Below are 22112 nucleotides of genomic sequence, written 5' to 3'. Positions count from 1 at the left end.
TATAAGAGTTGAATTGGGGGCGAATGGCTTCGACAGGGCCGGTTTGACTTTCGATCGCGAGTCGTGGATTCTCGTTGGCCACGTAAAAAACGAGAAAAAAATAAGTGCTAATAACAATTACGCATTCGCAGCCTAAGTAGCCGCGGGTCCAGCGTTTCCGAGCCAGTAGGGAGCGTTTTCGGGTCTAACAAAAATCTGGACAGCGTCATGAACTTCTGTTCGTAGTGAGTGACGTTAAATAAATCGGACTGGACGTCCGCTCAGGTGGCTTCGACAGAGAGCGGCGTCGAGATAAAGTACTGAAGAGACACTCGTGGTGATTGAAGGGGCGACGGTTTTGGAAGGGGGTTCAACTCCCCCCGCCTCCACCAAATTTTCTTTGCGTTCGCTGTTGGTTTCGATCCTTTCCCCGACCCTATGCTTTTTATAGCATTTGTGCGATAATATCCACGTGAAACCGACTTGGGAGTTCTGGAACACGAAGGAGCTGTCCGAGGAGTTGCGGTCCCTTTCACAAACTGATCGATTGAAGCTGATGGACATGATGAACCTGTTCATCCAAGGTGTTAAGGCCCACCCTGTAATGGTCCAATCCTATGGTGAGGATCTGTTTTGCCTACGCCACACAAGTGGGGCTTATAAAGGGCGTTGTCTCTTTTTCACCATTGAGAATGGCAATCCGGTGGCGCTATTGGTTTACCAAAAGCAATCCCAAAAAGCAGACCCGAGGGCTATAGAGACGGCATTCAACCGCATGGATGAGTATCGAAGAAGGAAACGATGAGAGACGACTTAGAAGCATTTGCTGCCGAGGAATCGGCGAGAGATCCTGAATTCGCTCCTCAGTGGGAGGCGGTTAAGTTAATCAATTCCCTTATTGCGTTGCGAGTTGCTCAGGGGATTTCTCAAGCGGACCTTGGTGCTCGGATGGGGGTGACTCAGTCGCAGATCGCCCGATTTGAGAGCAAGAAGACAGGGGCGCGGTTGGACTTTGTTCTTCGTTATGCCTTGTGTGTTGGGGCAAGCATTGAGGCCGAGTCTCACGGCACAAAGCCTGTAGTCCCTTCTGAAATCGCTAAGGTTGGTCGTCCCGTTTCCACTAAGGCTGGGCGCTACTCCTCAGACTCGGGCGCTGGCAAACTCTCCGCAAAGTCACGGTGAGCGTGGGGGTTTATTTGTTCTTTTCGGGACAAAGGGCCTATTGGGCGTATCAATACTCACTGTCTGCGCGTTGAATAAAGTGTTGCAACCGCAGGCAACAACCCTCAAACCCTCTGGGCTCGGAAGCAGACGGCCGGGCCCAACCTCTCTTTTCTTTGGGGGTGAGATGGACGATCCTTTGATTTTTGGCGACATTTGACTGGTTCGCTGAGGTGATCGGTTCCTTCTTCGAAATTCAGTGTTAGGATGGTTTTCATGCTATCGACTGCGTTACGAGATCAGTTCAATGAAGAGGGTTTCACTGTCGTTCCTGGCTTGTTTAGTGCCGAAGAGTGCACAAGTCTGATTGAGCACTACATGGACCTGAGGAAGGATGAGCGACCTGGAGATTTTTCCGGTGTTGACCTCAATAGCAACGATCCTTTGAAGAAGTATCCGCGCATGATTCACATGCATCGATGGGATGCTGTGAGTGAGAAGTGGCTACTGGACCCTCGGTTGAACGAGGTTTTGACTGAGATCACTGGGCAGGAGCCTTTTGCGGTTCAGACGATGCTCTACTTTAAGCCTGCGGGCGCTCGCGGTCAGGCGTTGCATCAGGACCAGTTTTATTTGAAGGCTGAGCCGGGGACTTGTGTTGCGGCTTGGTTGGCGCTGGATGATTGCGATGAGGAGAATGGGTGCATGCAGCTGGTGCCTCAGACGCAGAACTTGCCGATGCTGTGTACTGAGAAGGCCGATACAACTCAGAGCTTTACAGATGTGACGGTGCCTTTGCCGCCTGGGGCGACTCCTCGGCCTGTGCGGATGAAGGCGGGTGATGTGTTGTTCTTTAATGGCAGCGTGATCCACGGTAGTTTCCCGAACACATCGCAGGATCGGTTCCGAAGGAGCTTGATTGGGCACTACATTACGGGTGATGCAGATCACGTGGCTGAGTTCTATCATCCGGCGTTGCGGATGGATGGAACGGTGGTGGAGCTGGGCGTAAGCGAGGGTGGCGGACCATGTGGCGTGTGGGTGGGCGAACCAGGCAGCGCCTCGGTGGAGCTGCGAGAGCCTGAGGCGCACGATCTGTTGGTTCGACACGAGTAGCCGCTAGTCGTTTAGCCGTTTGGAAACGATTCTGAACTTGTTGTCTTGCATGTCCGTGTCGGTGATTTGGAAGAGACGGCTGCCCTTGACCACGTAGATGTAGCCTGTTTTGGGGCTGTAGGTTATGGAGGAGGGTTGAGGGGTCTCTCCGGTGAGTGCGGGTTCCAGCGGGTGCGGGTCGTGAGATGGGTGAGGGGCTTGTTGGGCTGTCACTCGGGTGAATAGGCTGGCCACGAGGGCGGTTGCGAGGCAGAGAGACACTGCTTTCCAGGTTCTTTCCATGGATCACAGTGTCTCCTATAGTCCCGGCTATTTGGTTTTGGGGAGCTTCTTTTCTTTCATGAACCGCTCTACGTCTTCTGATTTTCTGGGGAGTCGGCCTGACATGATGACCGGATCGCCTTCGGTGATGAGGATATCGTCTTCGATTCGGACTCCGATGTTCCACCATTTGGGATCGCAGGGTGCGCCGGCTCGGATGTAGATGCCGGGTTCTACAGTCACCATGACATTGGGTTTGAGGACGGATATCCAGGAGTCGTGGACGTCGAGGCCGATGGTGTGGCCCACGCCGTGCATGAAATAGCGACCGAGTTCGCTTTCTTTCTTGATGATTCCGAGGTTAAGAAGTCCCTTTGCGAGCACTGCCGAGGCAGCGTTTTGGGCATCGCCCATGGTTTTGCCTGCCCGGCACTGTTTGATGCCTGCTTCTTGCGCTTCGTATACGAGGTCGTAGATGAGTTTCTGCTCTCGGGTGTACTTGCCGTTTACGGGGAAGGTGCGGGTGATGTCGGCGCTGTATCCGTGGTATTCACCGGCGCAGTCCATGAGGACGAGTTCGCCATTGGGGACCTTTTTGCGGTTAGTTTCGTAGTGAAGGATGCAGCCGTTTTCGCCGCTTCCTACGATTGAGCCGTAGCCGAGGGCTTCGCAGCCTCCTTTGGTGAATGCGAACTCCATGTAGGCCTGTAGTTCCCACTCGTTGATGCCAGCGTGGGAGTTCTTCATGGCTTCGAGGTGGCCATTTACGGACTCATCGACGCACTTTTGCATGAGTCGAACCTCTGCGGCGGACTTGATCGCGCGCATGTTGTTGATGACGCTATTGACTCCGCCTCCTTTCTCTTGGGTTTTGTTCCATGCGGTGAACTGGTCGTACATCGCGCGAGTCTTGTCGGTGGCTCCATCGGGGATAGGGCCGTTGGTGTACTTCACCTTTCCGAGTGACTTTAGGACATCGGCGAATCGACCGTTAGAGACCGAGGCTTCGAATCCGAGGATTCCGGCGGCTCTGGCTGGGCCCATTTGGTAGCCGTTCCAGGTTTCGAATCCTGGGTCTCGGTCGTTGACGAAGAGGACTTCGGTGACGCGTTGGCCGTCGATGGTGACTCCGCCAGGGGCGAGGAGGCAGGCAGATTCCTGCTCTTCACAGCCTGTGATGTACCAGAAAGTGGAGTCGGGGCGGAACCTGAAGTCGCAGTCGTTGTTTCTGTTTCGCGTGGGGTTGGTGAAGAAGATGGCGACGGTTCCGGGCTGTAGTGCGGCTTTGACTTTCTCCCGCCTGGCTTTGAATTCCGCGTTCGAGATCTTGTCCGCCTCGAAGATAGGATAGGGACGGTCGTTCGTTTGAGATGAGGCTATATTTGCGAGGCAGATGAAGCCTAGCAACCCTAGAATGGCGCGCATCCGACTATTGTAAAGGAAATCCTAACATTCCGCGTGGGATTCGTTTTGACAATTGTTTACGCCGGGTGTTTTAATAGGGCCGTATCTATTTTTTCCTGAAGGAGAGTCACATGATGAAAAACCTATCTAAATTGGGGTTTGTGCTTACTGTTTTGCCTTTGGCAGCTGTTGGCGCGTCTCAAACCACCACGTATCTGTTTCAAAACGATTTCAATGCCGTGGAGGGTAGCCGGCCGACCATTACTCCCATCAACGCTATCAACCAAAACGCCTTCTCCTCCGCGACGGTATTTGGTTCCACACGAACGGTCTATTCGATGTTTGGCTTTGCTGGTAACGGTGGGAACTCAGGATTGAAGCTGGACACCACCGGATTGGTGGATCCGCACCACTACAGCCTTGAACTGGTCATGTCGTTTTGGGGAGCGAGTGGGGAGTGGCGCAAGATCGCCGACACGTCGGACCGAATCAGTGACGATGGGCTGTACTATGACCGGGAAGACAAGCTTGATCTTGTGGACGTAGTCGGGCACACTGCCGGCACGGTCCTTACAACCCCCAGGTTCTATGATGTCGTCGTTACTGTTGACAATGGTGTGATCCAGGGCTATGTGGACGGTGTTTCTCAGTTCGGCTTAAGTTCGAACGTGATGAACTTAGACAACAGCTCGGGGCATATCCTTAACCTGTTTGTCGACGACTTTGCTACGTCTTACCATGAATACAACGACAGTCAGGTGGGTCTGGTGCGGTTGTATGACCGTGTGTTGAGCCCGAACGAAGTCGGTGTGATTGCAAAAAATCCGTTTGCAGTTACGCCTGAGCCGACGAGTATGGCTGCGCTCGGGTTGGGCGCCCTTGCCCTGTTACGCCGTCGCAAGAAGAGCTAAGAACAGCAGGGGCTGGCTAAGTTTAGCTGGCCCCTTTTGTGTAGTCTTGGTACCTGTTGAAGAGGTTGTGAGCTGCGGGGTAGCAGGAGTTGGGGGACATGAAGTGGGGGAATTCGAAGGTGATGATCTTTTCCACTTTCTCGGCCGCGGCTTCTAGTTTGAACCTCAGATAGCGCCAGTCTGCGGGTGGGAACTTGATGGGCATGTCTCTGTCGAAGCTTTCCAAGTTGGACCAGATGGTCACTCCGTGTTTGTTGCCTAGCTCGAGGATTCCGTCTAGGAAGCGGGGGAGTTCTTGGTAGTGGATCTGTCCATCTTGGAATGCGCAGATGTCGAACGCGCCTTGCGTGGCATCGAAGATCCTTCCCCAATGATCGAAGGAGTCGTCCAGGGACATGACTCCGCCGCCGGGTTGTTTGGCGCCTTGGGGGAACGGGGAGATGAGGACAGGGACTTCTTTGAGTTCTTTGCAGAAACGGCCGATGTGGTTGAACAGCTCGATGATGTGGGCGTCGTTTTTGCTGGTCTCGTGGCAGAGGTACCAACCTTTGAATGAGGTGTGGTGACCGTATCGTTCGACAACTTCTTCCAAGAATGCCTTGTTGACGTCGACCTCCTTCCACCAGGAGCGCTTCCACCAGAAGTCACCGGAATCGTAGGTTCCGAAGAAGACGTTGAGCCCGTACTGATCGGCTAGAGAGAAGAAGATCTCACCGAGGTCTTCGTAGATCGGCAGGAGGTGGGGCAGCGACTTGGCTTGGAAGATGCACTTGTTTTGGTAGCCTGCTCGGATGATGATGACTGTGTCGATGCCGATCTTGGAGTAGAGCTCGAATTCGCGTTGCCACTCTTTGATTCCCCAGTTCTGCGACGGGATGTCGTGCGTGATTTCGTCGAGGAACGTCCCGGTGATTCTGGGGGGTGTTGGCATGGGAATAGGATACAAGAGGAAGGAGGCGAATCGCTGGCTCCTTCCTTGGTGGAGTCGTTATAGCTTTGTCTTGCCGAGGATCTTGAGATCGGATTTGCGGATCTTCGTGATTGTTTGGGGATCGATGATGAAGATGGACCTTCCGTCTTGGATGATTTGTCGTGTCTCGGGGAGGGTAGGCAATGTCGATTGCGTTGGTAGCCCACTATTTGGGTGCGGTGCATCCTTGGTTCTGATGACGTAATAGATGCCGCCTTGCACGTAATAGGTGGCATCTACCTGACGAAGAATATTGAGTAAGGTTGTCTCAAAGGTGACATTCTTTACGCTCACGGTGACCGTTCCCGTAACTTCAGGCGCGATAGAGTAACTCACTCCTGCCGATTTGAATACCTCTCGAAGTCCATCTCGCACATCCGTCTGTTCAAACTGAAAGCTCATTGCGTTAGAAGTGGTCCGCTGGATTTTCTGTTGGGCGTGGGCAGTTGTGGGCAGGCTCACCGATAGACTGACCGCTAACAAAATGCCCGTCAACGCAACTACGATCTTGGATCTAAGAAGATTTGTGTTCATTTTCGCTCTAGTGATTGTTACCTTATAAGATGAGTAACACATCACTTAACTCTATAACAACAACATTCAATCGGATCTGCGCCTTAACGAATCCTTATCAAAACAATCGAGAGTTATTGAGGGAACCAATTGGCAACCGCTAGTAATTTGAGGTCGGACTTACGGATTTTCAATACGTGATCGTGATCGATGATGTAGACGTTTTGGTCATCTTGAGTCACTTGCCTCTCGTGGGTTGGATATTCGGATTGCTGGGAACGATTGACTACTTGATAGATACCTGCTTCAATTCGGTACGTGGTTCCGGATTGATTGAGAGTCCTCTGAAGGTCGAATTCAAAACTATTCTCTCCTGGAGTGTTTACGACACCTGAAACTTCGGGCGAGATTGAATAGCTCACCCCAGCCCTTTTGAAGATCATGCGGAGAGCGTCGCGAACAGAGATGGTTGGTTGCTTGGGATCAATCGCACCTTTCGATTCCTTGATGAGCAAGCTAGTTCTCTTCGTATTCATGTCTGCCTTGCTCAGTTTCGTGATGACTTCGTCATCCACCAGGTAGAGGTTTTGCTGATCTTGGACCACAATCCTTTTGCCCTCGCTACGACCAAACACTATGAAGCTAGGATCGTTGTTGATCTTGATTGTGTGGATGGGATCATGCGAGATCTTGTAGATCCCTTTCTCTACGTTATAGTGAGCATCCACTTGCTTCGCAATCGCTGCTAGACCTTCCAAAAACGAAACATTCTTGAGATCGATGCTTATAATTCCTAGAACAGATGAATCGATGGAGTAGCGGACACCTACCGACTTACATAGATGTTTGATCGCATCGCGAACATCTAAATGGTCGAACTTTATCTGGATGTTCTTCTGTGTTACCGACCGGGTTTGGGCAAGTGCGGTTGTGGGCTTCAGGGTGACTAACCCCAAGCCTGATACTGCTAAGAGTACGATTAGTGCGTTCTTGCCTTTGTTCATGCGATCATTCCAGGGTGTTTGACGCCTGGGTTGAGCGCACGTTTCGCTTTTTAGCGGGTGAGTCGGGCTAGCGTTGCTTCCATGATTGGCGTGGTTTGGGCGCTGACGGTGAAGACGAGGGCTTCACGGTAGACCCTTTGGGCGGGGTGGTGGATGGAGTTGGCGGCGCCGCTGCTGGAGGTGACGGCTGCGTGGGCGCACCGGACGGCGAGGTCGATTTGCCATGCCCGCAGCTTGAGCCGTTCGCTGGTGGTTTGCTCAGAGACATCTGCGTGGGCTTCTCGTGTTTTGGCACGGCACCTTTCTACTTCTTGGAGGAGCAGGTTGTAGGTTTCTTGTAGAAACGCCGCGCCACGCTTTTCGGTGTTGGCCTTGAGGATGTCTAGGCCGGCTAGAGCGCAGCCGATGGCGAAGTGGCCTTGCAGGGCGATGTTGATGGTGTCGTTGTTCTTGATCCAGTCGGAGCTTTTGATGAAGACGACTTTCTGGTTGGGGAGGAAGACGTTTTGGTAGTCCACAGCGACTGTCATGGGCGACTCCATGGCGGCGAGTTGCATGGGTGGGGAGACGCTGACGCCGGGGACGGAGCCGTCTGTTGGAAGGGGGACGATGCCGAAGATTGCTCGGCCATCGGGCAAGGTGGCGCCGATGAGGTACTCGGGATAGAACGAGTATCCGGTGACCCAGGGGACGTTGCCGTTGAGGAGGTAGCCGCCTTCCGTTGGGGTGGCTTTCATGATCGGCTCGCCAGGGCGTCGCAGCTGCGAGAAGCCGATTCCTACGAGCTTGGAGCCGTCGGCCATTTGGGGTAGGTATTCGTTTTTGAGGGCATCGTTGTCGCCTTTGGCGATCATGGAGCCTGCACTTTGGTGCTGGGTTTGCAGGAAGGCGAGGGAGCCGGAGACACGCGCGACTTCCTCTTGGAAAGTTCGGAACGCTTCTTCTGAAATGTTGGGGCCGCCGTACTCCGTGGGGCGTTTCAGAGCCATGAGTTCGAGGCGGCAGAGCCCTTGGAGGGCTTCTCGTAAGGCGGTGGGATCACGGTCGATGAGCTGTGCTTTGGGAGCTACCTCTTGTCTGAGATAGTTGATGGCGAGATCGAGCACCGGGTCTTGAACAAGCGTGTTTTCAGGCATCCCAGTTTCCATTATGAGCAAACGCTTGCATGACTGGTTCTACGGTTAAATTAGCCGCCGCATCCGCCACAGCCCCCGCCTCCACCGCAACTCCCTCCACCTCCGCCGCTACATCCACCGCTGTCTCCACCACTGGATGAAGGAGCGACGATGACCGCGTAGTCGTTAAGTGGGCTGCCTTGGATGGCCACGATTCCGAAGAGGGCAACTCCGAGTGCATAGTCTTCACCCGTGGAGTCGTCCCCCGAGACCTTGCGGCAGTTGGAATGTTCTGACTTTAACTTGGTTAGCTGTGCCGTACCGAGCCTGCTCTTCATATTCTTTCGGAGGAATGCCGCGCAGTTGATGATGAGGGAGAACAGACAGAGAACAATGAGGAAAGCAACTGGGCGCTCTCGGGTGAGACCTACGTTGATCTTGGCCACTCCGTAGAGAGGTGCCAGCATGGAGAGGCCAAAGGTGATGAGCACTACCGCTAGAGCGCGGTCTCTCGACAGGAGCATTTCTTTTGCTCGCAGGCTGTCTTGGATAGCATCTAGCTCTTCCTGAAATTCTGACGGTCTGATGCGTACCTTTTGCGGGCCGGTGTGGTTGAGCCAGCGCAGGATCCGTTGTTGAACCGGGGTTTTGGCTTGGAAGTTCGGGTCCAAGAGTTCTAGTTTCTTGATATCGGGGTTCACTTCGACCGCTTTCTCTGCGATCAGGTAGGCGGTCGCTGACTGGATGACGGCTTGTTCGCCACCGTTCAGGTAGGCGATTTCGTCGAGATCAAGTTCATAGGGCGTCGGTGTTGATGGCGCGCTTGGGCCAGTGAGGAAGTATTTTGCCAGCGCGGCAGCGACGAGACATGCTGCATACATTTCGATGTAGAAGAGCAGGAAGTCTGGGCCGCGGAAGTCGAGGGGGTCATTGGCGTAGGCCGTGGTGCAGCCTGCCGCGATGAGTGCGGGCAGGAGAAGAAACAGTGCGTGTTTTCTCTGCAGGCGTATGGCGGGTTTGCGTATGACCCAGTGAGAGCCTTGATCCACTTTGATGACGGCTGGGCGCTTGGTGAGTCCGACAGGCCAGATGTCGGCAGGTGGGTCCTCTTGGAAGATCCTTCGATAGCTATCGAGGGTTTTGCTGTACCAGTCGTCGAACTTGGCCCGCTCAGTTGGGCCGCCCTGAGTTGGGTGGTGGTGGAACGGCTTTTGGAGTGTCTCGTTGCAGAAGCGCTTCCAATAGTCTTCCGAGTAGGTTAGGTGGAGGTGCCAGACCTCATCGACCTCTTCGGAGGGCGAAACCGGGTGTCCGGCGACCATGCCGAGGAAGATGAAGCGCTTGTACTCGTGTATGGCACGCTGGGTGTATCGGGCGGTCCATCCCGCCTCCTTTGCAAGACGCGCCGAGAAGGGGAAGGATGCTCCCTCTCGGTCTAACTCATACTGTTCGATCTTTCGCCACAATGAGAGTTGTTCGTCGTTCATGGTTACCCCAAGTTACAGATTTGGCCTTGTTGCGGTTGCGCTTATTTTATGCGATCCCGGTTTGTATTCTACTGATCGGTTTTAGCTTGATAAAACTTCGTTTATGCCCGTTAGTTCGCTTCTAAAGTCCTAAAGGACACTGAGTAGTCATCGTAGAATAGAAATATCCCCTTATGCATCGTGATCGCCCAGCTAAGGCAAGGAAAGCGCTACGCGTTAAGCAGCCCCCAGAGGTTCTGATGGCTGCGACGATCCTTGCCGAAGAGCTTTACATGGGTGACACCGAGCGGCACGAGTGTCTGGCCCAAGTTCACGAGATGGTGGAGGACCTGGACCTTGCTGAAGCGATCTTGTGTTATGTGGAGATTCGAACTTCGCACACGCATCTTAAGGGAAACATTGAGCGGGTTTCGGGCATCTACTTTGCTTGTCTCAGCGCATTCATGATCTGGGCGCTGTATGCCGTGTTCCACTGGCTATATGGATTCTTGAATGCCACCCAGAACGATGTGACGCCCGCCCTGTTTGTGGCGATTGCTCAGGCGCTTTTGGTCCGACTTATCTGGCGGTTGATTAAGGCATCGGGCATTACCATTACGGACAGTCTCAATTCGGCCAGTTATCCCACCAAGTTCCATCGGCCCATCACCACCACCAGTGAGCAGGACATTATCCGCTACCGTCGTCTGCGGCTTCTGATTGCGGAGATGGTGGTTCGGATGGAGCAGAGGGCGTCTTTCCGAACGCTTTTCCGGGAGCTTACTTGGGTTGAGTTGACGAAGCCCGCGGCCTTCTGGCTGCTGGTTCAGGCCAAATTGGGCGTGATGATCGGCGCGACTTTTCCCCCGTACCGCAACCGACATCGAGCCTATATTCTCGCTGGCGGCGCGGCGTTTGGTTGTGCCGTTGGGATCGGGTCGATTCATTCGAGCCTGCATAGCCAATCGCAGACTTACTATCTGATGATGTGGGCGATTCTGTTGGTGATTGAGTTCTTGAGACCACCCAAGCCGCAGCCACAGTCCGATATCGCCTGAGAGACATGCCCTTTACAGCTGATCCTCCTCGAACTACGCCCAATGTGTCAGGTTGGGATCCCATACCTGGCTTCAGTTTTTGGCGCTGGCTGTTCCTGCCGCAATGTGCCAAGACGCGCTGGACGCTGGTGGTACTCGTGGCTAGTTGGAGCTTCGTGATCGTGAGCGGGTTGTGGATCACTAATGGTCACAACTACCAACTAGGTAACTTCCTGATCGCTTTTGTCGTTCCATTTCTCGGGTCACGATATATCTCCCGGAGAATTGGAAAGTCGAAACCCAATGCATATGGGGTCGAGGTCTATACGACTTACACGGACCTGGAGCGAGGCGTGTATGGATACGATTATGGAACCCTCGAACTTCGCGAAAACATGCTTTGTTTTGACGGTGACCGCTCTCAGTTTGCGTTGCAAAGGCTGGATACGCTGCAGATAGTACGTGCTGCTCCCCAAAAATGGGGACCCAATAGCAACTTTACGCTGGCGGATCAGGTGGCGATCGTTTGCGAGCAAGAGGTGTCCGCCGTCAGCCTTTTTTGCGTTTCTTCCAAGGACCAGAGTCGGTATAAAGACATCCTGGATCGATGGGAGCAGTGCCCCGCCTCAGCCGAAAAGTCGATATTGCCACCTATACAAACAGACCCTTATCGTATGTGGTTTGCTTTGTATCAGCTCCTTTTCAATCTAGGAGTTGCGGTCGTCACCACACCGCTGGCCATTGCTCTGTGGGTCTATCTCGCAAGAGATAACTTCAAGGCACCCATCGGCTGGGAAGGAGCAGCAGTTCTCCCCGTGTCATTCGCTTCGATCTTCTCGCTCCTGTTCTTGTTCTTAGCCATTTCTCAGTTCCGGGATCTGGCAAAGCATGCAGTGAAGGCTGCGCATTAAGAGCAGCATGTATACTTCTGCACGTCCGTGGAGGCTTTGCTGTCGTGGCAAGGCTGTGAATTGGGGAAAGTCCGGTGTGAATCCGGCGCTGTGCCGCAACGGTTAGCTAGAGTTTCTGGCAAGTCCGAATGCCCACTTCATGGAGCAAAAGCAAGACGTCATCGCTCACGAGCATGAGCTGGGGTATTCGTTCTGGCGCGCATGGTCGTGCCCGGCATTGTCCTCCTGCTTGCATCGATGACCTCTGTACAAAGGCCACTTGTGGCGTATTGGAGGAACATTTTTGGAAACACGCAGTTTTGCAACGACCATTCCGGGCTATCCGCGAGTGGGTGTCGGTCGCCCCTATAAGAAGCTCCTGGAAGCCTTCTGGAGCGAGAAGATTTCGTCCTCGGAGTTTGATGCTTCGGTGTTGGAACTCCGAGAAGACCGACTTCGGACTCAGCTCGATGCGGGTCTTGACCTGATCCCGTGTGGCGACTTCAGTCTGTACGATCATGTGCTGGATACGGCTCTGATGCTTGGGTGTTTGCCTGAGCGGTTTGAACGGTGGGCAGCAGGTTCGTACGATCAGTACTTCGCGATGGCGCGGGGCAAAGACGGGGTTGCGGCCCTGGAGATGACGAAGTGGTTCGACACGAACTACCACTACCTGGTGCCCGAGCTGCCGGGCTCCTTTGAACTCCATAGCTGCGCCCTTCTTTCCGTGATTCGTCAGGCAAAGAGTGTTGTGGGTGAGAAAGCGAAACCTGTCGTTTTAGGTCCGTTCACCTTCTTGAAGTTGGCACGAGTTCCTGAAAATGAGATTCCGGCGAGGCTGGAACAGCTGGTGCCGCTGTATGAGCAACTCATCCAGGAGATCACTGCTTTGGGAGTGCCGTTCATTCAAGTTGATGAGCCATCGCTGGTGGGAGATATTTCCCGGGACGAGCTTTCTGCGTTTGTCACAGCCTATCAACGTATTGCCCGAGGCGGAAACGTGGTGATTCAGACCTATTACGGTGGAGTTCAGGAGAGCTATGCGGAGCTCATCAAGCTGCCGATTGCAGGTCTTGGACTGGACTTTGTTCGAGGAGAGACCGAGAATCTTGCTGCGATTTTGAAGCATGGTTTTCCTTCGGATAAGTCTCTGATTGCGGGCGTGATTGATGGCAGGAACATTTGGAGGGCAAACCTCGCTGATGCGCATCTTCTGATCGAGAACCTGGGTCACCTGGTGCATTCGGACAAGCTGTTGGTGGGTAGCTCCTGCTCGCTGCTTCACCTGCCCGAAACCACCTCCAGCGAACGCAATTGGGACGCTCGGTTTTTCAACGGGATTGTGTTTGCGCAAGAGAAGCTTGCGGAGTTGAGACTACTGGCGGACTATCTGCTGAACCCTGAAGATGCATCGACAGCTTCTCAGTGGGAGCGTGCCGGGCAAGCACTTGTCGAGTGGAATTCAGATTCGAGTCGGTTTGTAGAGGCTGTTCAGGTGCGGGTTACTCAGTTGCAGCCGTCGGATTTTGTGCGTGTGCCATATGCGGACCGCGATCCACTACAGCGGGCTCGGCTGAAGCTGCCTTTGCTGCCTACCACCACCATCGGCTCTTTCCCACAGACCCCAGCACTTCGACAGGCGAGGGCTAAGTCGGCATCTGATCCCGAGGCGTATGCAAAGACCATTCGCGAAGAGATTGAGAAGGTGATACGGCTCCAAGAAGAGCTGGGGATCGACATGCTGGTTCACGGCGAACCAGAGCGCAATGACATGGTCCAGTTCTTTGGCGATCAGATGCGGGGGTTTGTCACGAGTGAGGAAGGGTGGGTTCAGAGCTACGGAAGCCGCTGTGTTCGTCCTCCGATTATCTACGGAGATGTGGAGCGGATTCAGGCCATGACAGTAGGGGAGGCCAAGTATGCCCAGTCTCTTACCGCGAAGCCTGTGAAGGGCATGCTCACGGGTCCGGTGACGATTTTGAACTGGAGCTTTGTGCGTGAAGATATTTCACGGTCGGCAGTGGCCTACCAGATCGCCCTCGCGATACGCGATGAGGTGAAAGATCTGGAGGTAAAGGCTGGACTTGCAGCGATTCAGGTGGATGAGCCTGCGCTCCGAGAAGGGCTGCCGCTCAGGAGGTCGAACTGGAAGACATACCTCGATTGGGGAGTTCAGGCGTTTAGATTGGCGACGGCGGCGGCTCAGCCAGAGACTCAGATTCACACGCATATGTGTTACAGCGAGTTTGGCGACATTCTGGATTCCATCGCTGCTCTTGACGCGGATGTCATCAGCATTGAGGATGCACGTAGCAATGGAGCCATGCTTGAGACTCTTAGGCAGTCCAAGTACCCTCAACAGATCGGGCCAGGCGTGTATGACATCCATAGCCCGAATGTGCCTTCGGTGAAGTTTCTGGTCGAGAAGATCCAATCGACGATCCGCATCCTGCCGGTCTCGCAGGTATGGGTGAACCCGGACTGTGGTCTCAAGACTCGCCGCTATGAGGAGGTGATTCCCTCCCTTCGCAACATGGTCGAAGCAGCATGTGTCGCGCGTGAATCTCTTTTAGCCAAAAGATAACTTCTCTTGCATGGCTCACTTTGCGGAGGGAGCCATGCGAGCTTTTTTACAAGTTTTTCATCTTAAGCCAACTTTTAACGAGCTGATGCGCTACTAAGGATAGTGGCGACTCAGCGATGATCACGCGACTTGAGAACGATACGACTTGGAAGCCGGGAGCAGTGCGACGAAGCCTGCTTCTCCCATGGCGGGCTGCGGAGGACCGCGCGGAACTGCGTGCGGCCTTGTCGGGGGACCGATCGGCCTTCGAGACGCTCATGGAAAGACATGCGGACGCGCTGAGATCATTCCTTAGCAACAAGGTCCATGCGGAGCAGCTGGACGACATGCAGCAAGATGTGTGGTTGGCTTGCTGGCAAGGAGTTGCGACCTTCGATGGACGCTGTACTTTTCGAACTTGGCTCTTCTCGATTGCCATGAACAAGGTTCGCAATCATTGGAAATCGAGAGCACGAACACAGCACGAGCAACCCCTACTAGAGTTCCATCTTAGCGAGGCGGCTCAGCAAGCGTTTGATCGCACCGAGTCGGAGGAAACGATTCGTGCGATGCTTAACACCCTTTCTCACGAACAGCGTGAAGTGCTGGATCTCTATTACCGCTCCGAATTCAACCTTCCTGAGGTTGCCAAGATCCTCAATCGCAACCTGAACACCGTGAAATATCAGTTTTACCGAGCGCACGAGTGCCTCGCTGAAAACCTGGATAGGGAGGTCCGGGCATGAAGTCTAGCTGTCAAAACATCAATCAGGATTTACTTCTCGAATTGCACGGGGAACTGGGTTGCTGGAAACGAGTGGCGCTTTTGTGGCACCTTCAGCGCTGTCCCGAGTGCCGACAACATAAGGCTCGACTGGAAAAGACGACGCTTGTGCTGCGAAACGTCATTGGCAAAGGTCCGACTCTGCGACCAGCCACTGTGCTCCGTCTGCCGGTGGTACTGGTCGCAGTGTTTGCGGCAGTGCTGATCGCAGGTCTGCTGGCAAATCGGTCCGTCGCATCAAGCGGATTTAAAACTAACGCGACTGCCACGCATTCCGCTGATGGCTGCGACGCCCCAAAGATCATCGCGAAGACACCTTGCGGCACTGCTGCCATGGTGCCAAAGCCAAAGTAAAAGCCTTTTAACCGCTATTTCGATTCGTCCTGGCGAGCCGCTCACGTTCGTCCAGGACATTTTTTTCGATTAGCCTTCTACGACGATCTTGGTGATGTCGCCAATGATCGCAAGCGTCTGGTTGATCCGTTGCAAAAGTGCCAACCGTGCATCGCGAACATTCGCCTCATCTACAAGGATCATGTTCTTCTCGAAGAACTCGTGAATGAGGTCTTCCAGGCTGACCAACTCGCTCACGGCTTGGGGCACAAAGGCGGTCAATTCTGGTCCGGTTAGGCTCGCAACGGTAGCCAACTTGCTTTGTGGGCCAGCGAGGAACTTCAGCAGAGCTTCTCCCTCAAAGGAGTTGATGTTCTGCACGATTGTCTCATCGCTATCGAACGAAGGCAGTTCGATACCCTTCTTGACAGCCGCCGACACGAGGTTAAGAGATCGAGTAGCCGCCTGGATAAACTTCGTATGGGTAACCAACTCAGCAAGCACCTGAGTTCGGAACCGAACGAGCTGAGGCTCGTCGGCGGAATCCGAGATACTGGCTTCCAAGATATCGTGGCGGGTCTCGGACATCATGGCTGGGTAACGTGTTTTGAAAATCTCTTCCAGCGTGGTCGCGGCGAAGTCTCGATCCAGCTGGATCTGCTGATCTTGGTAGAGCCGAATCGCTTCGTCCAAGAGCGTTCGATAAGCAGGCATCTTGCCGTGCCAACCCCATGCTGCGTCGATCAGCACCGAAACCGCGCGTCGCAACGCGAAAGGATCCGAGGAGCCGCTAGGTGCCAGTCCTACTCCGAGATAGCCAGCCAGCTTGTCGAGCTGGTCCGCGACGATAAGCCGAATGCTCGTATCGGTCTTGGCCTTGCTGAGATCGTACTGAGACCCGATTGCTGAGCAGACATCGGGAGCTAAACCAAATCGCTTTCCATACTCGCCACCGATGACGCCTTGAAGTGAAGACAACTCGCTCACGAGTCCCGTTGCAAGGTCAGCCTTGGCGTAGAGACCCGCCTGTCCTGCCATCGTAACTTCCTCAGCAGAGGCACCTGTTTGCTGGGCAACGTGGGAGCTGAGCATCTTCAGTCGGTGCGCACGCAAGCGGACCGTCCCCAGCTTCTCTTGGAACACAATGCCGCTGGTCTTTTCCAGGAAGTCATCGAGAGAGAACTTCTCATCCTCGTCGAAGAAGAACTTGGCATCGTTGAAACGGGCGTTCAAGACCCATGCGCAACCGTTTCGCACCGACTCGTCTTCGCCCGAGTTGCGTACAAATACAAAGCTGTTGGTGAGTTCACCGTTACCATCGCGAACAGGGAACATCTTCTCATGCTTGGCCATCGCCGTGACCAAAACAGAGGCGGGCAAGTGCATAAAGTCTGTCTTGAACTCGCCACGGATGGGAGTGGGGAACTCCGTAAGGAAAGTGTTCTCCTCCACCAGCGCCTCCGGAAGATCAGGGTTTCCCTGTGCGACGCTCTTGGCACCGTCTACAATCATCGACTTCCGCACTTCTGGGTCAGGCTCAACCTTGCGCGCACGCAATCCAGCTACAAGTGCGTCGAAAGAAGTTGCTTCGAAGGCCTCGGGAGAGTAGAACCGATGTCCATGGCTGTGGGTGCCGCTTCGGACCCCTTCGATTTCAAAGGAGACTTCTTGGCCACCAAACGCCGCTAGCATCCAGCGGATGGGGCGAGCAAATCGCATACGCGATGAGCCCCACCGCATCGACTTTTCAAAGCTCAATGCACGAATCGCCTTTGGCAAAAGCTCCTGCAAGAGAGTTGCCGTCTCAACGCCTTCTATCTGCTTGTCTACCCAAACATACTGATCGTCTTTGCGAAGGTTTGCCGGATCGACACCTTGACCACGGCAGAACCCCAGCAACGCATTGCTTGGATTACCCTCTGCGTCGTACGCCGCTTTGAGGCTGGGGCCGCGCATCTCTTTCACGCTGTCGTCTTGCCTGGATTTGAGACCAGAGAAAGACACGATGAGACGTCGGGGAGTACCCAGAACCTTTGTTTGATTACCCGCTTCGATGAGGCCCGCTTCATTCAGCAAGCCCTCAAGTCGTTCGGCCAAATCGGTATAGGCCTTTCTCACAAAAGTCGCAGGCAGTTCCTCGCAACCAACCTCCAGAAGTAGCTCCGGCATAGGTTAATCAGGATACCGTCTGACTAGGCCCAGCCGGGATACAAAGCGAGCGCCGCAGCCCCGTAAAGACCAGCATCGTGATCAAAAGGACTAGGAACTGCCCCGAGTTCCTGCAAATGAGGCGCCATCCAGGAGCTAAGCCCTACAGAACCGCCCACCACGATATCGTCGGGGAAGTACAAAGTCTGAATCGCCTCAATGGCTCCCTTCAGCGCAACGACCGCATCGGCCTTCTGCTGGTCCGTAGGTTCTTTCGTGAGATGGATCCCACCCAACAGTTCCTCGTAGCTCTTGCCGGAGGCAGCTGGCAAATCGTTGATGCGAGGGTATTCACCCCTCTTGCCACACCAGATTTTGTTCTGGAACACCAGCCCACATCCAACGCCCGTGCCAAGTGCCAAGGTCGCAACCCGGCGTCCGGCGAACTGAGGCAAACACGCATGGCCCCAAGCCGTAGCATGTCCATCTCCGAAAGCATAAGTGGGAACACCCAGAGTCTCTTGGTTGAACTTGATGCCAATGTGGTCGTGCATCAAATACTCCTTAGCGGCCCAAACTTCGCCGGTCGATGCATCCACAATGCCGCCGGTACTCACGCCGACTCGGCTTACTTCCGACGCCTCAATCTGCTCCCGAATCCAAGCGATTCTCTCTTCGCGAGTCTTGGGATTGGCGATCCGCTCGGAGCTGACCAGCTTCCAATCGCCATCGAACGTGGCGAACCTCAGCCACGTACCACCGATGTCTACGGCTCCGACCTGGCCCTTGAGATGTGCAGGAAGTTTGAGCGCCCGAGTCTGTTTGACAGGGTCGTTGATGGCCCCACCCACCACGACGCCCACAGCACCCATCCGCATGGCCGCATCGATTTCCCACTTCTGCGTGAAGCGACCTTCGGCAATGACGGGAATCTTCACAGCAGAACAGATGGCTCGAAGCAGTTCCAGATCGGGTCCTAAGGTGGCTGGACGGTCGGGCGTGTAGCCAGCAAGCGTGGTGCTAATCACATCCGCACCAGCAGCCTCAGCGGCCAACGCATTCTCCAACGTGTCACAATCCGCCATCGCAAGCGATCCCCGGCGCTGAATTCTCTTGATAAGACTGCCGAGTTCGTTCTTCTTAGGACGCTGTCTAGAAGTTCCGTCCAACGCGATCACTTCGACATTCAAATCGAGAAGAGCATCGACATCTTGGGCAGCCGGCGTGATGTAGACGTCGCTCTCCGGATACTTGCGCTTCAGGAGGCCAATGATCGGCGTGCTGATCACTGGACGAATGGTGCGGATGCTCTTCACACCCTCAAGGCGGAGCATCTTGATGTCCTCACCAAGACTCGCACGGGCAAGACGTAACAACGTATCTTGGTGATCGAGTGGCGAGCCAGGACTAGCCTGCACCGAAACAATAAGCGGGCATTGGTGCAAACGATCTAGTAGCGAGGCAAGCTTCATACCTCGATTGTGACACTACGAGCCAGTTTGATCGTTATCGTGTACTTCAAACAGCTTACGAAGCCGCTCTCGTTCCTCACGCTCTTTCTCTCTTCGGCGCACTTCGTCGAAGTAAGACTCCTCGCGCTCCTTAGCCGCTTTGCTCTGCTTGGGCTGATAAATTGGCCGGGAATAAGTGATCGGTCCCAATTTATTGGAAGCAAACAAGTAGGCCAGGTAAAGCGGAAGACAAGCCACCACACCAAGAATAGGCTGCTGAGTCGCCCAACCAATTCCGAACAGAACAGCCGCCGCATCCAGATAGCAGAGTTGCATACCTGTGATGGGTAAAACCCCGTACATTCGAATCTGAGAAGAGGGATTCCTACTGCCCCACACCACGGTGAGAGCGGAAATCGGAAGCCACGGACCAAGCATGACCAGCGGAGCGCGCAAGACAGATGCCCCGACGAACAACAGCAATCCAAACAAAATGGTAGCCGTCAGCAAGAAGGCGGCATATTTGACTGAGCCCAAATCCCGCTCCGTACTGCCACCCACCCAGTGCATCCACAAAATCCCGAAGACAAACCCGATCACACCAAAGCCGCCGCCAATGATGGATACAAACGGATAGGTGATGAGGCTCCAGGGCTGACTGGGCAAGTTGTTACTCAACACAAACGGCGTGATCCCTTTTGCGAGTGTCACAAAAGTGAGGAGGCCGATGACAATCTGACTCACGATGAGCGCCAACGTAACAGGAGCGCCATATCGTCGAACCCAACTCTGCGTGTCTTTTACAAATGCCATGTCTCTGCTCAATTATCGGTGCTTACGCCTCTAGCAACAGTTCAAACAGACAGCGAATCTCCGCAATCTATAAATAGGACCTGAGGCCCTACGTTAATGTAGCAGCTTTCGGCATTTTTACTAGGAATTGTCACGACCCTGCACACGGAGGCTTCAGCAGCCAATGGAATGGAAGGGGAGATTTTACGTGAACGACGTCGATCAGTTAATAACGAATACGGAGCAAAGGGAAAACCAGCCATTCCCCTTTTGGGAAATGGGCGAAGAAGAGTTCTGTCGCTTCATGGTGGGAGAATGCTGGCGAGAATACGTCAACATCGCCTTCACCATGGAAGAGCTCCGAGACCACGTCTGCGAGCGAATGGAAGTGTCCCTCACGAGACTGCTGATGATTCCGTAGCTTTCACAGATGCCTAGGCTTATCTCGATCCCTTCTTCAAGGGTAATTCGAGGTTCTGCGTCAACCCACGTTCGTCGCCTGCGAAGATAGAAATCTGAGTCAACGCCCCAGATACCTTAATCTGTCGATCAAGGCCCGATTCATCGTCTATTCTCATCTGAGGTTCCCCCATCTCGAACTTAGTTTTGAAGATGAAAGGCCGCTCAGATGGCGTTTCATCAATCAGATGCCCAAGCGCTTCATCGAAAGCGGATGATCCAGCCGAGTTAGACGGCATGTCGGTAAGCACTTCCAAAAAGAGTAACCGTTGTGCCGCGTCGAGTTCATCCGCGATCAATCCATCTTCGGCGCTCTTCCTGCGTTGCGAAGCACTCAACGACTCCCAGAACAAGAGGAGACTTCGATTGTATCGTAGGGGCCGTGCAGGGAATCGCACCAAGATAAACCCTTCAAAACCATCAAACTGAACTCGAGAAATCCTGCTGGCAAAGTCCGCGTAATCGTCAAGATTTAAGCCGACCTTCACAAATTTGTTCTCAAGACTTTTCAGTTGTTTCTCGGGAATCTCTGCTTCGAGTTTGCTCCAGTATTGCTCGTGACGGTACATCAACCACCCGTCTTCCGTTCGGACATAACCGGGTCGATACTGCATGGAATTCAAAATGCGGCTTTTGTTGAATGCTCCGACCCACTCGCCAACAGTCGCACCTGGAAATGGCTTTCGTTCGGACGCGGTCAATCTGAACGCATCAGCAATAATGGGCACGCCCGAACGACGGTAAAGGTCCACCAATTGATCTCCGGTAGAAGCAAAGTTGTAGACATAATCCAGCTTCGCCAGAGAGTCACTCGATGTCGCAACCAATGGCGTGTCAATGACCTTGCGATCAGAAACAGCGGCCCACTCTCTCAGCTTTTTCTGGATTTTCAGATCCTTGAGCGGAGGACTGAACCTCAGGATAGGGCACCAACCTATGGCATTAGTGGAACTTGAGCCATACGCAATAGCTGGAATCGAGAGCCTTTTCCCTTGTTCCCGCATGTGAATCAGTGAAAACCCATCCACATGTTTGCCTTTACCAACAGTGAGTTGATCGTTGTGGAAGAACTCTTGTCCAAGCGGCAACGCAGTGCGGCCAGATCCGGTACTCAAGACGACCGTGCGTCCCCCCATAAGCCGGCTAACAACTTCCGACTCATGGCCCCTAAAGCTCTCTCCAAGTGGATACAAGCCAGGCGACGAGTAAAGAAATCTCCGCTGATTGAGCAAGAGCATTTCATCCGAGTCTTCTGTAACACCGCGCCTCCGTAGCTCCCGAGTCTCCGCATCCACCTTGAGCTGTTGTCTTCGTCTATCTTCCTCTGTGAAGTTTCTTAAGCGCACAAGCGAGGACACTGCTTCCCTCAAGCTCTTCTCTAGATGCAGTTTCTCATCATCCAAAGCAGACGCTTCCAGATTCTTGAACTCGCGTTTGAGAGTCAATTCCGTCGCCGAAGTGTATTCCCGCCACTGAGCTCCCAAGACACTCGCCAAAGCCGTTCTCACCTTCTCCGACGGCAGCTTGTTACAACAAACCGTAACCTTACGATCCGCAAGGTCTGACGAACACATGTATTTCTTGTGAGTCTTCTCAGAAATATCCTGAAGCAAGTCACGAACGCAGATAATCGACTCTTGATAGGACAGCAAGTCAAGTGAGCTGACACTTGGGGAGCCAGCCAACAGGAAGAGGGCTTGACCGATGAATAACATTCCCGCTGAGTATAGAGGACCTGGCAGAAATTTCCTATTA

21 protein-coding genes and 1 other RNA gene are annotated in these 22112 nt (G+C 53.8%); 11 read left to right on the top strand and 11 right to left on the bottom strand.

Annotated elements, in window-relative coordinates:
• The first annotated feature begins 15 nt into the window (after positions 1-15).
• The 4 genes from ssrA (at position 16) to ACZ51B_RS12295 (ending at position 2256) form a co-directional block, all read left to right on the top strand.
• Positions 16-371: a transfer-messenger RNA gene (gene ssrA, locus ACZ51B_RS12310) on the top strand.
• An 80-nt stretch (positions 372-451) separates the two neighbouring features.
• Positions 452-784, top strand: coding sequence for a type II toxin-antitoxin system RelE/ParE family toxin (locus ACZ51B_RS12305; protein ID WP_464293627.1), 333 nt, complete (start codon positions 452-454; stop codon positions 782-784).
• Positions 781-1161, top strand: a complete 381-nt coding sequence (locus ACZ51B_RS12300) for a helix-turn-helix transcriptional regulator (protein ID WP_464293626.1) — start codon at positions 781-783, stop codon at positions 1159-1161. The genes ACZ51B_RS12305 and ACZ51B_RS12300 overlap by 4 nt, the downstream gene beginning before the upstream one ends.
• 255 nt (positions 1162-1416) lie before the next feature.
• Positions 1417-2256 carry a phytanoyl-CoA dioxygenase family protein gene (locus ACZ51B_RS12295; RefSeq protein WP_464293625.1) on the top strand — a complete coding sequence of 280 codons (840 nt, stop codon included), beginning with the start codon at positions 1417-1419 and terminating at the stop codon, positions 2254-2256.
• A gap of 3 nt (positions 2257-2259) precedes the next feature.
• Here the strand turns inward: ACZ51B_RS12295 and ACZ51B_RS12290 are convergent, their stop codons facing one another.
• Together ACZ51B_RS12290 and ACZ51B_RS12285 are read right to left on the bottom strand one after the other, a co-directional pair.
• Entirely contained in the window at positions 2260-2538 is a 279-nt protein-coding gene (locus ACZ51B_RS12290) for a hypothetical protein (protein WP_464293624.1), read from the bottom strand.
• Positions 2539-2565: 27 nt separating this feature from the next.
• Positions 2566-3942, bottom strand: a complete 1377-nt coding sequence (locus ACZ51B_RS12285) for an aminopeptidase P family protein (RefSeq protein WP_464293623.1) — start codon at positions 3940-3942, stop codon at positions 2566-2568.
• Between the two features lie 110 nt (positions 3943-4052).
• Between ACZ51B_RS12285 and ACZ51B_RS12280 the strand changes: the two genes are divergently transcribed.
• Positions 4053-4832: a LamG-like jellyroll fold domain-containing protein gene (locus ACZ51B_RS12280; protein ID WP_464293622.1), complete on the top strand. Its 780-nt coding sequence runs from the start codon at positions 4053-4055 to the stop codon at positions 4830-4832.
• Positions 4833-4854: 22 nt separating this feature from the next.
• On the opposite strand, the gene ACZ51B_RS12275 is transcribed toward ACZ51B_RS12280, so the two are convergent.
• From ACZ51B_RS12275 to ACZ51B_RS12255, 5 genes are all read right to left on the bottom strand, one after another.
• Complete coding sequence (locus ACZ51B_RS12275) at positions 4855-5763, bottom strand: DUF4434 domain-containing protein (RefSeq protein ID WP_464293621.1); 909 nt, start codon at positions 5761-5763, stop codon at positions 4855-4857.
• 57 nt (positions 5764-5820) lie between these two features.
• Positions 5821-6336: a hypothetical protein gene (locus ACZ51B_RS12270; RefSeq protein ID WP_464293620.1), complete on the bottom strand. Its 516-nt coding sequence runs from the start codon at positions 6334-6336 to the stop codon at positions 5821-5823.
• Positions 6337-6449: 113 nt separating this feature from the next.
• The gene (locus ACZ51B_RS12265; protein WP_464293619.1) at positions 6450-7319 is read right to left on the bottom strand and encodes a hypothetical protein; all 870 of its coding nucleotides are present in this window, start codon (positions 7317-7319) and stop codon (positions 6450-6452) included.
• A gap of 50 nt (positions 7320-7369) precedes the next feature.
• Positions 7370-8455: an acyl-CoA dehydrogenase family protein gene (locus ACZ51B_RS12260; protein WP_464293618.1), complete on the bottom strand. Its 1086-nt coding sequence runs from the start codon at positions 8453-8455 to the stop codon at positions 7370-7372.
• A gap of 50 nt (positions 8456-8505) precedes the next feature.
• Positions 8506-9921: a TIGR04222 domain-containing membrane protein gene (locus ACZ51B_RS12255; protein ID WP_464293617.1), complete on the bottom strand. Its 1416-nt coding sequence runs from the start codon at positions 9919-9921 to the stop codon at positions 8506-8508.
• A 173-nt stretch (positions 9922-10094) separates the two neighbouring features.
• On the opposite strand from ACZ51B_RS12255, the gene ACZ51B_RS12250 reads away from it, so the two are divergent.
• The 5 genes from ACZ51B_RS12250 to ACZ51B_RS12230 all read left to right on the top strand — a co-directional run bounded on the left by ACZ51B_RS12250 (position 10095) and on the right by ACZ51B_RS12230 (position 15528).
• Complete coding sequence (locus ACZ51B_RS12250; protein ID WP_464293616.1) at positions 10095-10958, top strand: hypothetical protein; 864 nt, start codon at positions 10095-10097, stop codon at positions 10956-10958.
• 5 nt (positions 10959-10963) lie between these two features.
• A complete protein-coding gene (locus ACZ51B_RS12245) occupies positions 10964-11848 on the top strand; it encodes a hypothetical protein (RefSeq protein WP_464293615.1) in 885 nt (294 codons plus the stop codon).
• A 283-nt stretch (positions 11849-12131) separates the two neighbouring features.
• A complete protein-coding gene (gene metE / locus ACZ51B_RS12240; protein WP_464293614.1) occupies positions 12132-14411 on the top strand; it encodes a 5-methyltetrahydropteroyltriglutamate--homocysteine S-methyltransferase in 2280 nt (759 codons plus the stop codon).
• Positions 14412-14527: 116 nt separating this feature from the next.
• Positions 14528-15136, top strand: coding sequence for an RNA polymerase sigma factor (locus ACZ51B_RS12235; RefSeq protein ID WP_464293613.1), 609 nt, complete (start codon positions 14528-14530; stop codon positions 15134-15136).
• Positions 15133-15528 carry a hypothetical protein gene (locus ACZ51B_RS12230; protein ID WP_464293612.1) on the top strand — a complete coding sequence of 132 codons (396 nt, stop codon included), beginning with the start codon at positions 15133-15135 and terminating at the stop codon, positions 15526-15528. The genes ACZ51B_RS12235 and ACZ51B_RS12230 overlap by 4 nt, the downstream gene beginning before the upstream one ends.
• A 69-nt stretch (positions 15529-15597) precedes the next feature.
• On the opposite strand, the gene glyS is transcribed toward ACZ51B_RS12230, so the two are convergent.
• The 3 genes from glyS to ACZ51B_RS12215 are packed head-to-tail and all read right to left on the bottom strand — an operon-like array spanning position 15598 to position 19919.
• A complete protein-coding gene (gene glyS, locus ACZ51B_RS12225) occupies positions 15598-17676 on the bottom strand; it encodes a glycine--tRNA ligase subunit beta (RefSeq protein WP_464293611.1) in 2079 nt (692 codons plus the stop codon).
• Between the two features lie 23 nt (positions 17677-17699).
• The gene (locus ACZ51B_RS12220) at positions 17700-19127 is read right to left on the bottom strand and encodes a putative N-acetylmannosamine-6-phosphate 2-epimerase (RefSeq protein ID WP_464293610.1); all 1428 of its coding nucleotides are present in this window, start codon (positions 19125-19127) and stop codon (positions 17700-17702) included.
• Between the two features lie 15 nt (positions 19128-19142).
• A complete protein-coding gene (locus ACZ51B_RS12215) occupies positions 19143-19919 on the bottom strand; it encodes a hypothetical protein (protein WP_464293609.1) in 777 nt (258 codons plus the stop codon).
• Positions 19920-20106: 187 nt separating this feature from the next.
• Between ACZ51B_RS12215 and ACZ51B_RS12210 the strand changes: the two genes are divergently transcribed.
• Positions 20107-20319, top strand: a complete 213-nt coding sequence (locus ACZ51B_RS12210; protein WP_464293608.1) for a hypothetical protein — start codon at positions 20107-20109, stop codon at positions 20317-20319.
• A 19-nt stretch (positions 20320-20338) separates the two neighbouring features.
• On the opposite strand, the gene ACZ51B_RS12205 is transcribed toward ACZ51B_RS12210, so the two are convergent.
• The gene (locus ACZ51B_RS12205; RefSeq protein ID WP_464293607.1) at positions 20339-22072 is read right to left on the bottom strand and encodes a hypothetical protein; all 1734 of its coding nucleotides are present in this window, start codon (positions 22070-22072) and stop codon (positions 20339-20341) included.
• Positions 22073-22112: the final 40 nt, after the last annotated feature.

The organism is Fimbriimonas sp. LA-C6, from assembly GCF_055398105.1.
This window is presented reverse-complemented; position numbering and strand designations above follow the sequence as displayed.

Bases quoted from the DNA above. Each gene is read 5' to 3' on its own strand.
- ACZ51B_RS12270 (WP_464293620.1), bottom strand. From the start codon at position 6,336: ATGAACACAAATCTTCTTAGATCCAAGATCGTAGTTGCGTTGACGGGC.
- ACZ51B_RS12295 (WP_464293625.1), top strand. From the start codon at position 1,417: ATGCTATCGACTGCGTTACGAGATCAGTTCAATGAAGAGGGTTTCACT.
- ACZ51B_RS12255 (WP_464293617.1), bottom strand. From the start codon at position 9,921: ATGAACGACGAACAACTCTCATTGTGGCGAAAGATCGAACAGTATGAG.
- ACZ51B_RS12230 (WP_464293612.1), top strand. From the start codon at position 15,133: ATGAAGTCTAGCTGTCAAAACATCAATCAGGATTTACTTCTCGAATTG.
- ACZ51B_RS12215 (WP_464293609.1), bottom strand. From the start codon at position 19,919: ATGGCATTTGTAAAAGACACGCAGAGTTGGGTTCGACGATATGGCGCT.
- ACZ51B_RS12300 (WP_464293626.1), top strand. From the start codon at position 781: ATGAGAGACGACTTAGAAGCATTTGCTGCCGAGGAATCGGCGAGAGAT.
- ACZ51B_RS12275 (WP_464293621.1), bottom strand. From the start codon at position 5,763: ATGCCAACACCCCCCAGAATCACCGGGACGTTCCTCGACGAAATCACG.
- ACZ51B_RS12290 (WP_464293624.1), bottom strand. From the start codon at position 2,538: ATGGAAAGAACCTGGAAAGCAGTGTCTCTCTGCCTCGCAACCGCCCTC.
- ACZ51B_RS12260 (WP_464293618.1), bottom strand. From the start codon at position 8,455: ATGCCTGAAAACACGCTTGTTCAAGACCCGGTGCTCGATCTCGCCATC.
- ACZ51B_RS12280 (WP_464293622.1), top strand. From the start codon at position 4,053: ATGATGAAAAACCTATCTAAATTGGGGTTTGTGCTTACTGTTTTGCCT.
- ACZ51B_RS12250 (WP_464293616.1), top strand. From the start codon at position 10,095: ATGCATCGTGATCGCCCAGCTAAGGCAAGGAAAGCGCTACGCGTTAAG.
- ACZ51B_RS12265 (WP_464293619.1), bottom strand. From the start codon at position 7,319: ATGAACAAAGGCAAGAACGCACTAATCGTACTCTTAGCAGTATCAGGC.
- glyS (WP_464293611.1), bottom strand. From the start codon at position 17,676: ATGCCGGAGCTACTTCTGGAGGTTGGTTGCGAGGAACTGCCTGCGACT.
- ACZ51B_RS12220 (WP_464293610.1), bottom strand. From the start codon at position 19,127: ATGAAGCTTGCCTCGCTACTAGATCGTTTGCACCAATGCCCGCTTATT.
- ACZ51B_RS12235 (WP_464293613.1), top strand. From the start codon at position 14,528: ATGATCACGCGACTTGAGAACGATACGACTTGGAAGCCGGGAGCAGTG.
- ACZ51B_RS12285 (WP_464293623.1), bottom strand. From the start codon at position 3,942: ATGCGCGCCATTCTAGGGTTGCTAGGCTTCATCTGCCTCGCAAATATA.
- ACZ51B_RS12205 (WP_464293607.1), bottom strand. From the start codon at position 22,072: ATGTTATTCATCGGTCAAGCCCTCTTCCTGTTGGCTGGCTCCCCAAGT.
- ACZ51B_RS12245 (WP_464293615.1), top strand. From the start codon at position 10,964: ATGCCCTTTACAGCTGATCCTCCTCGAACTACGCCCAATGTGTCAGGT.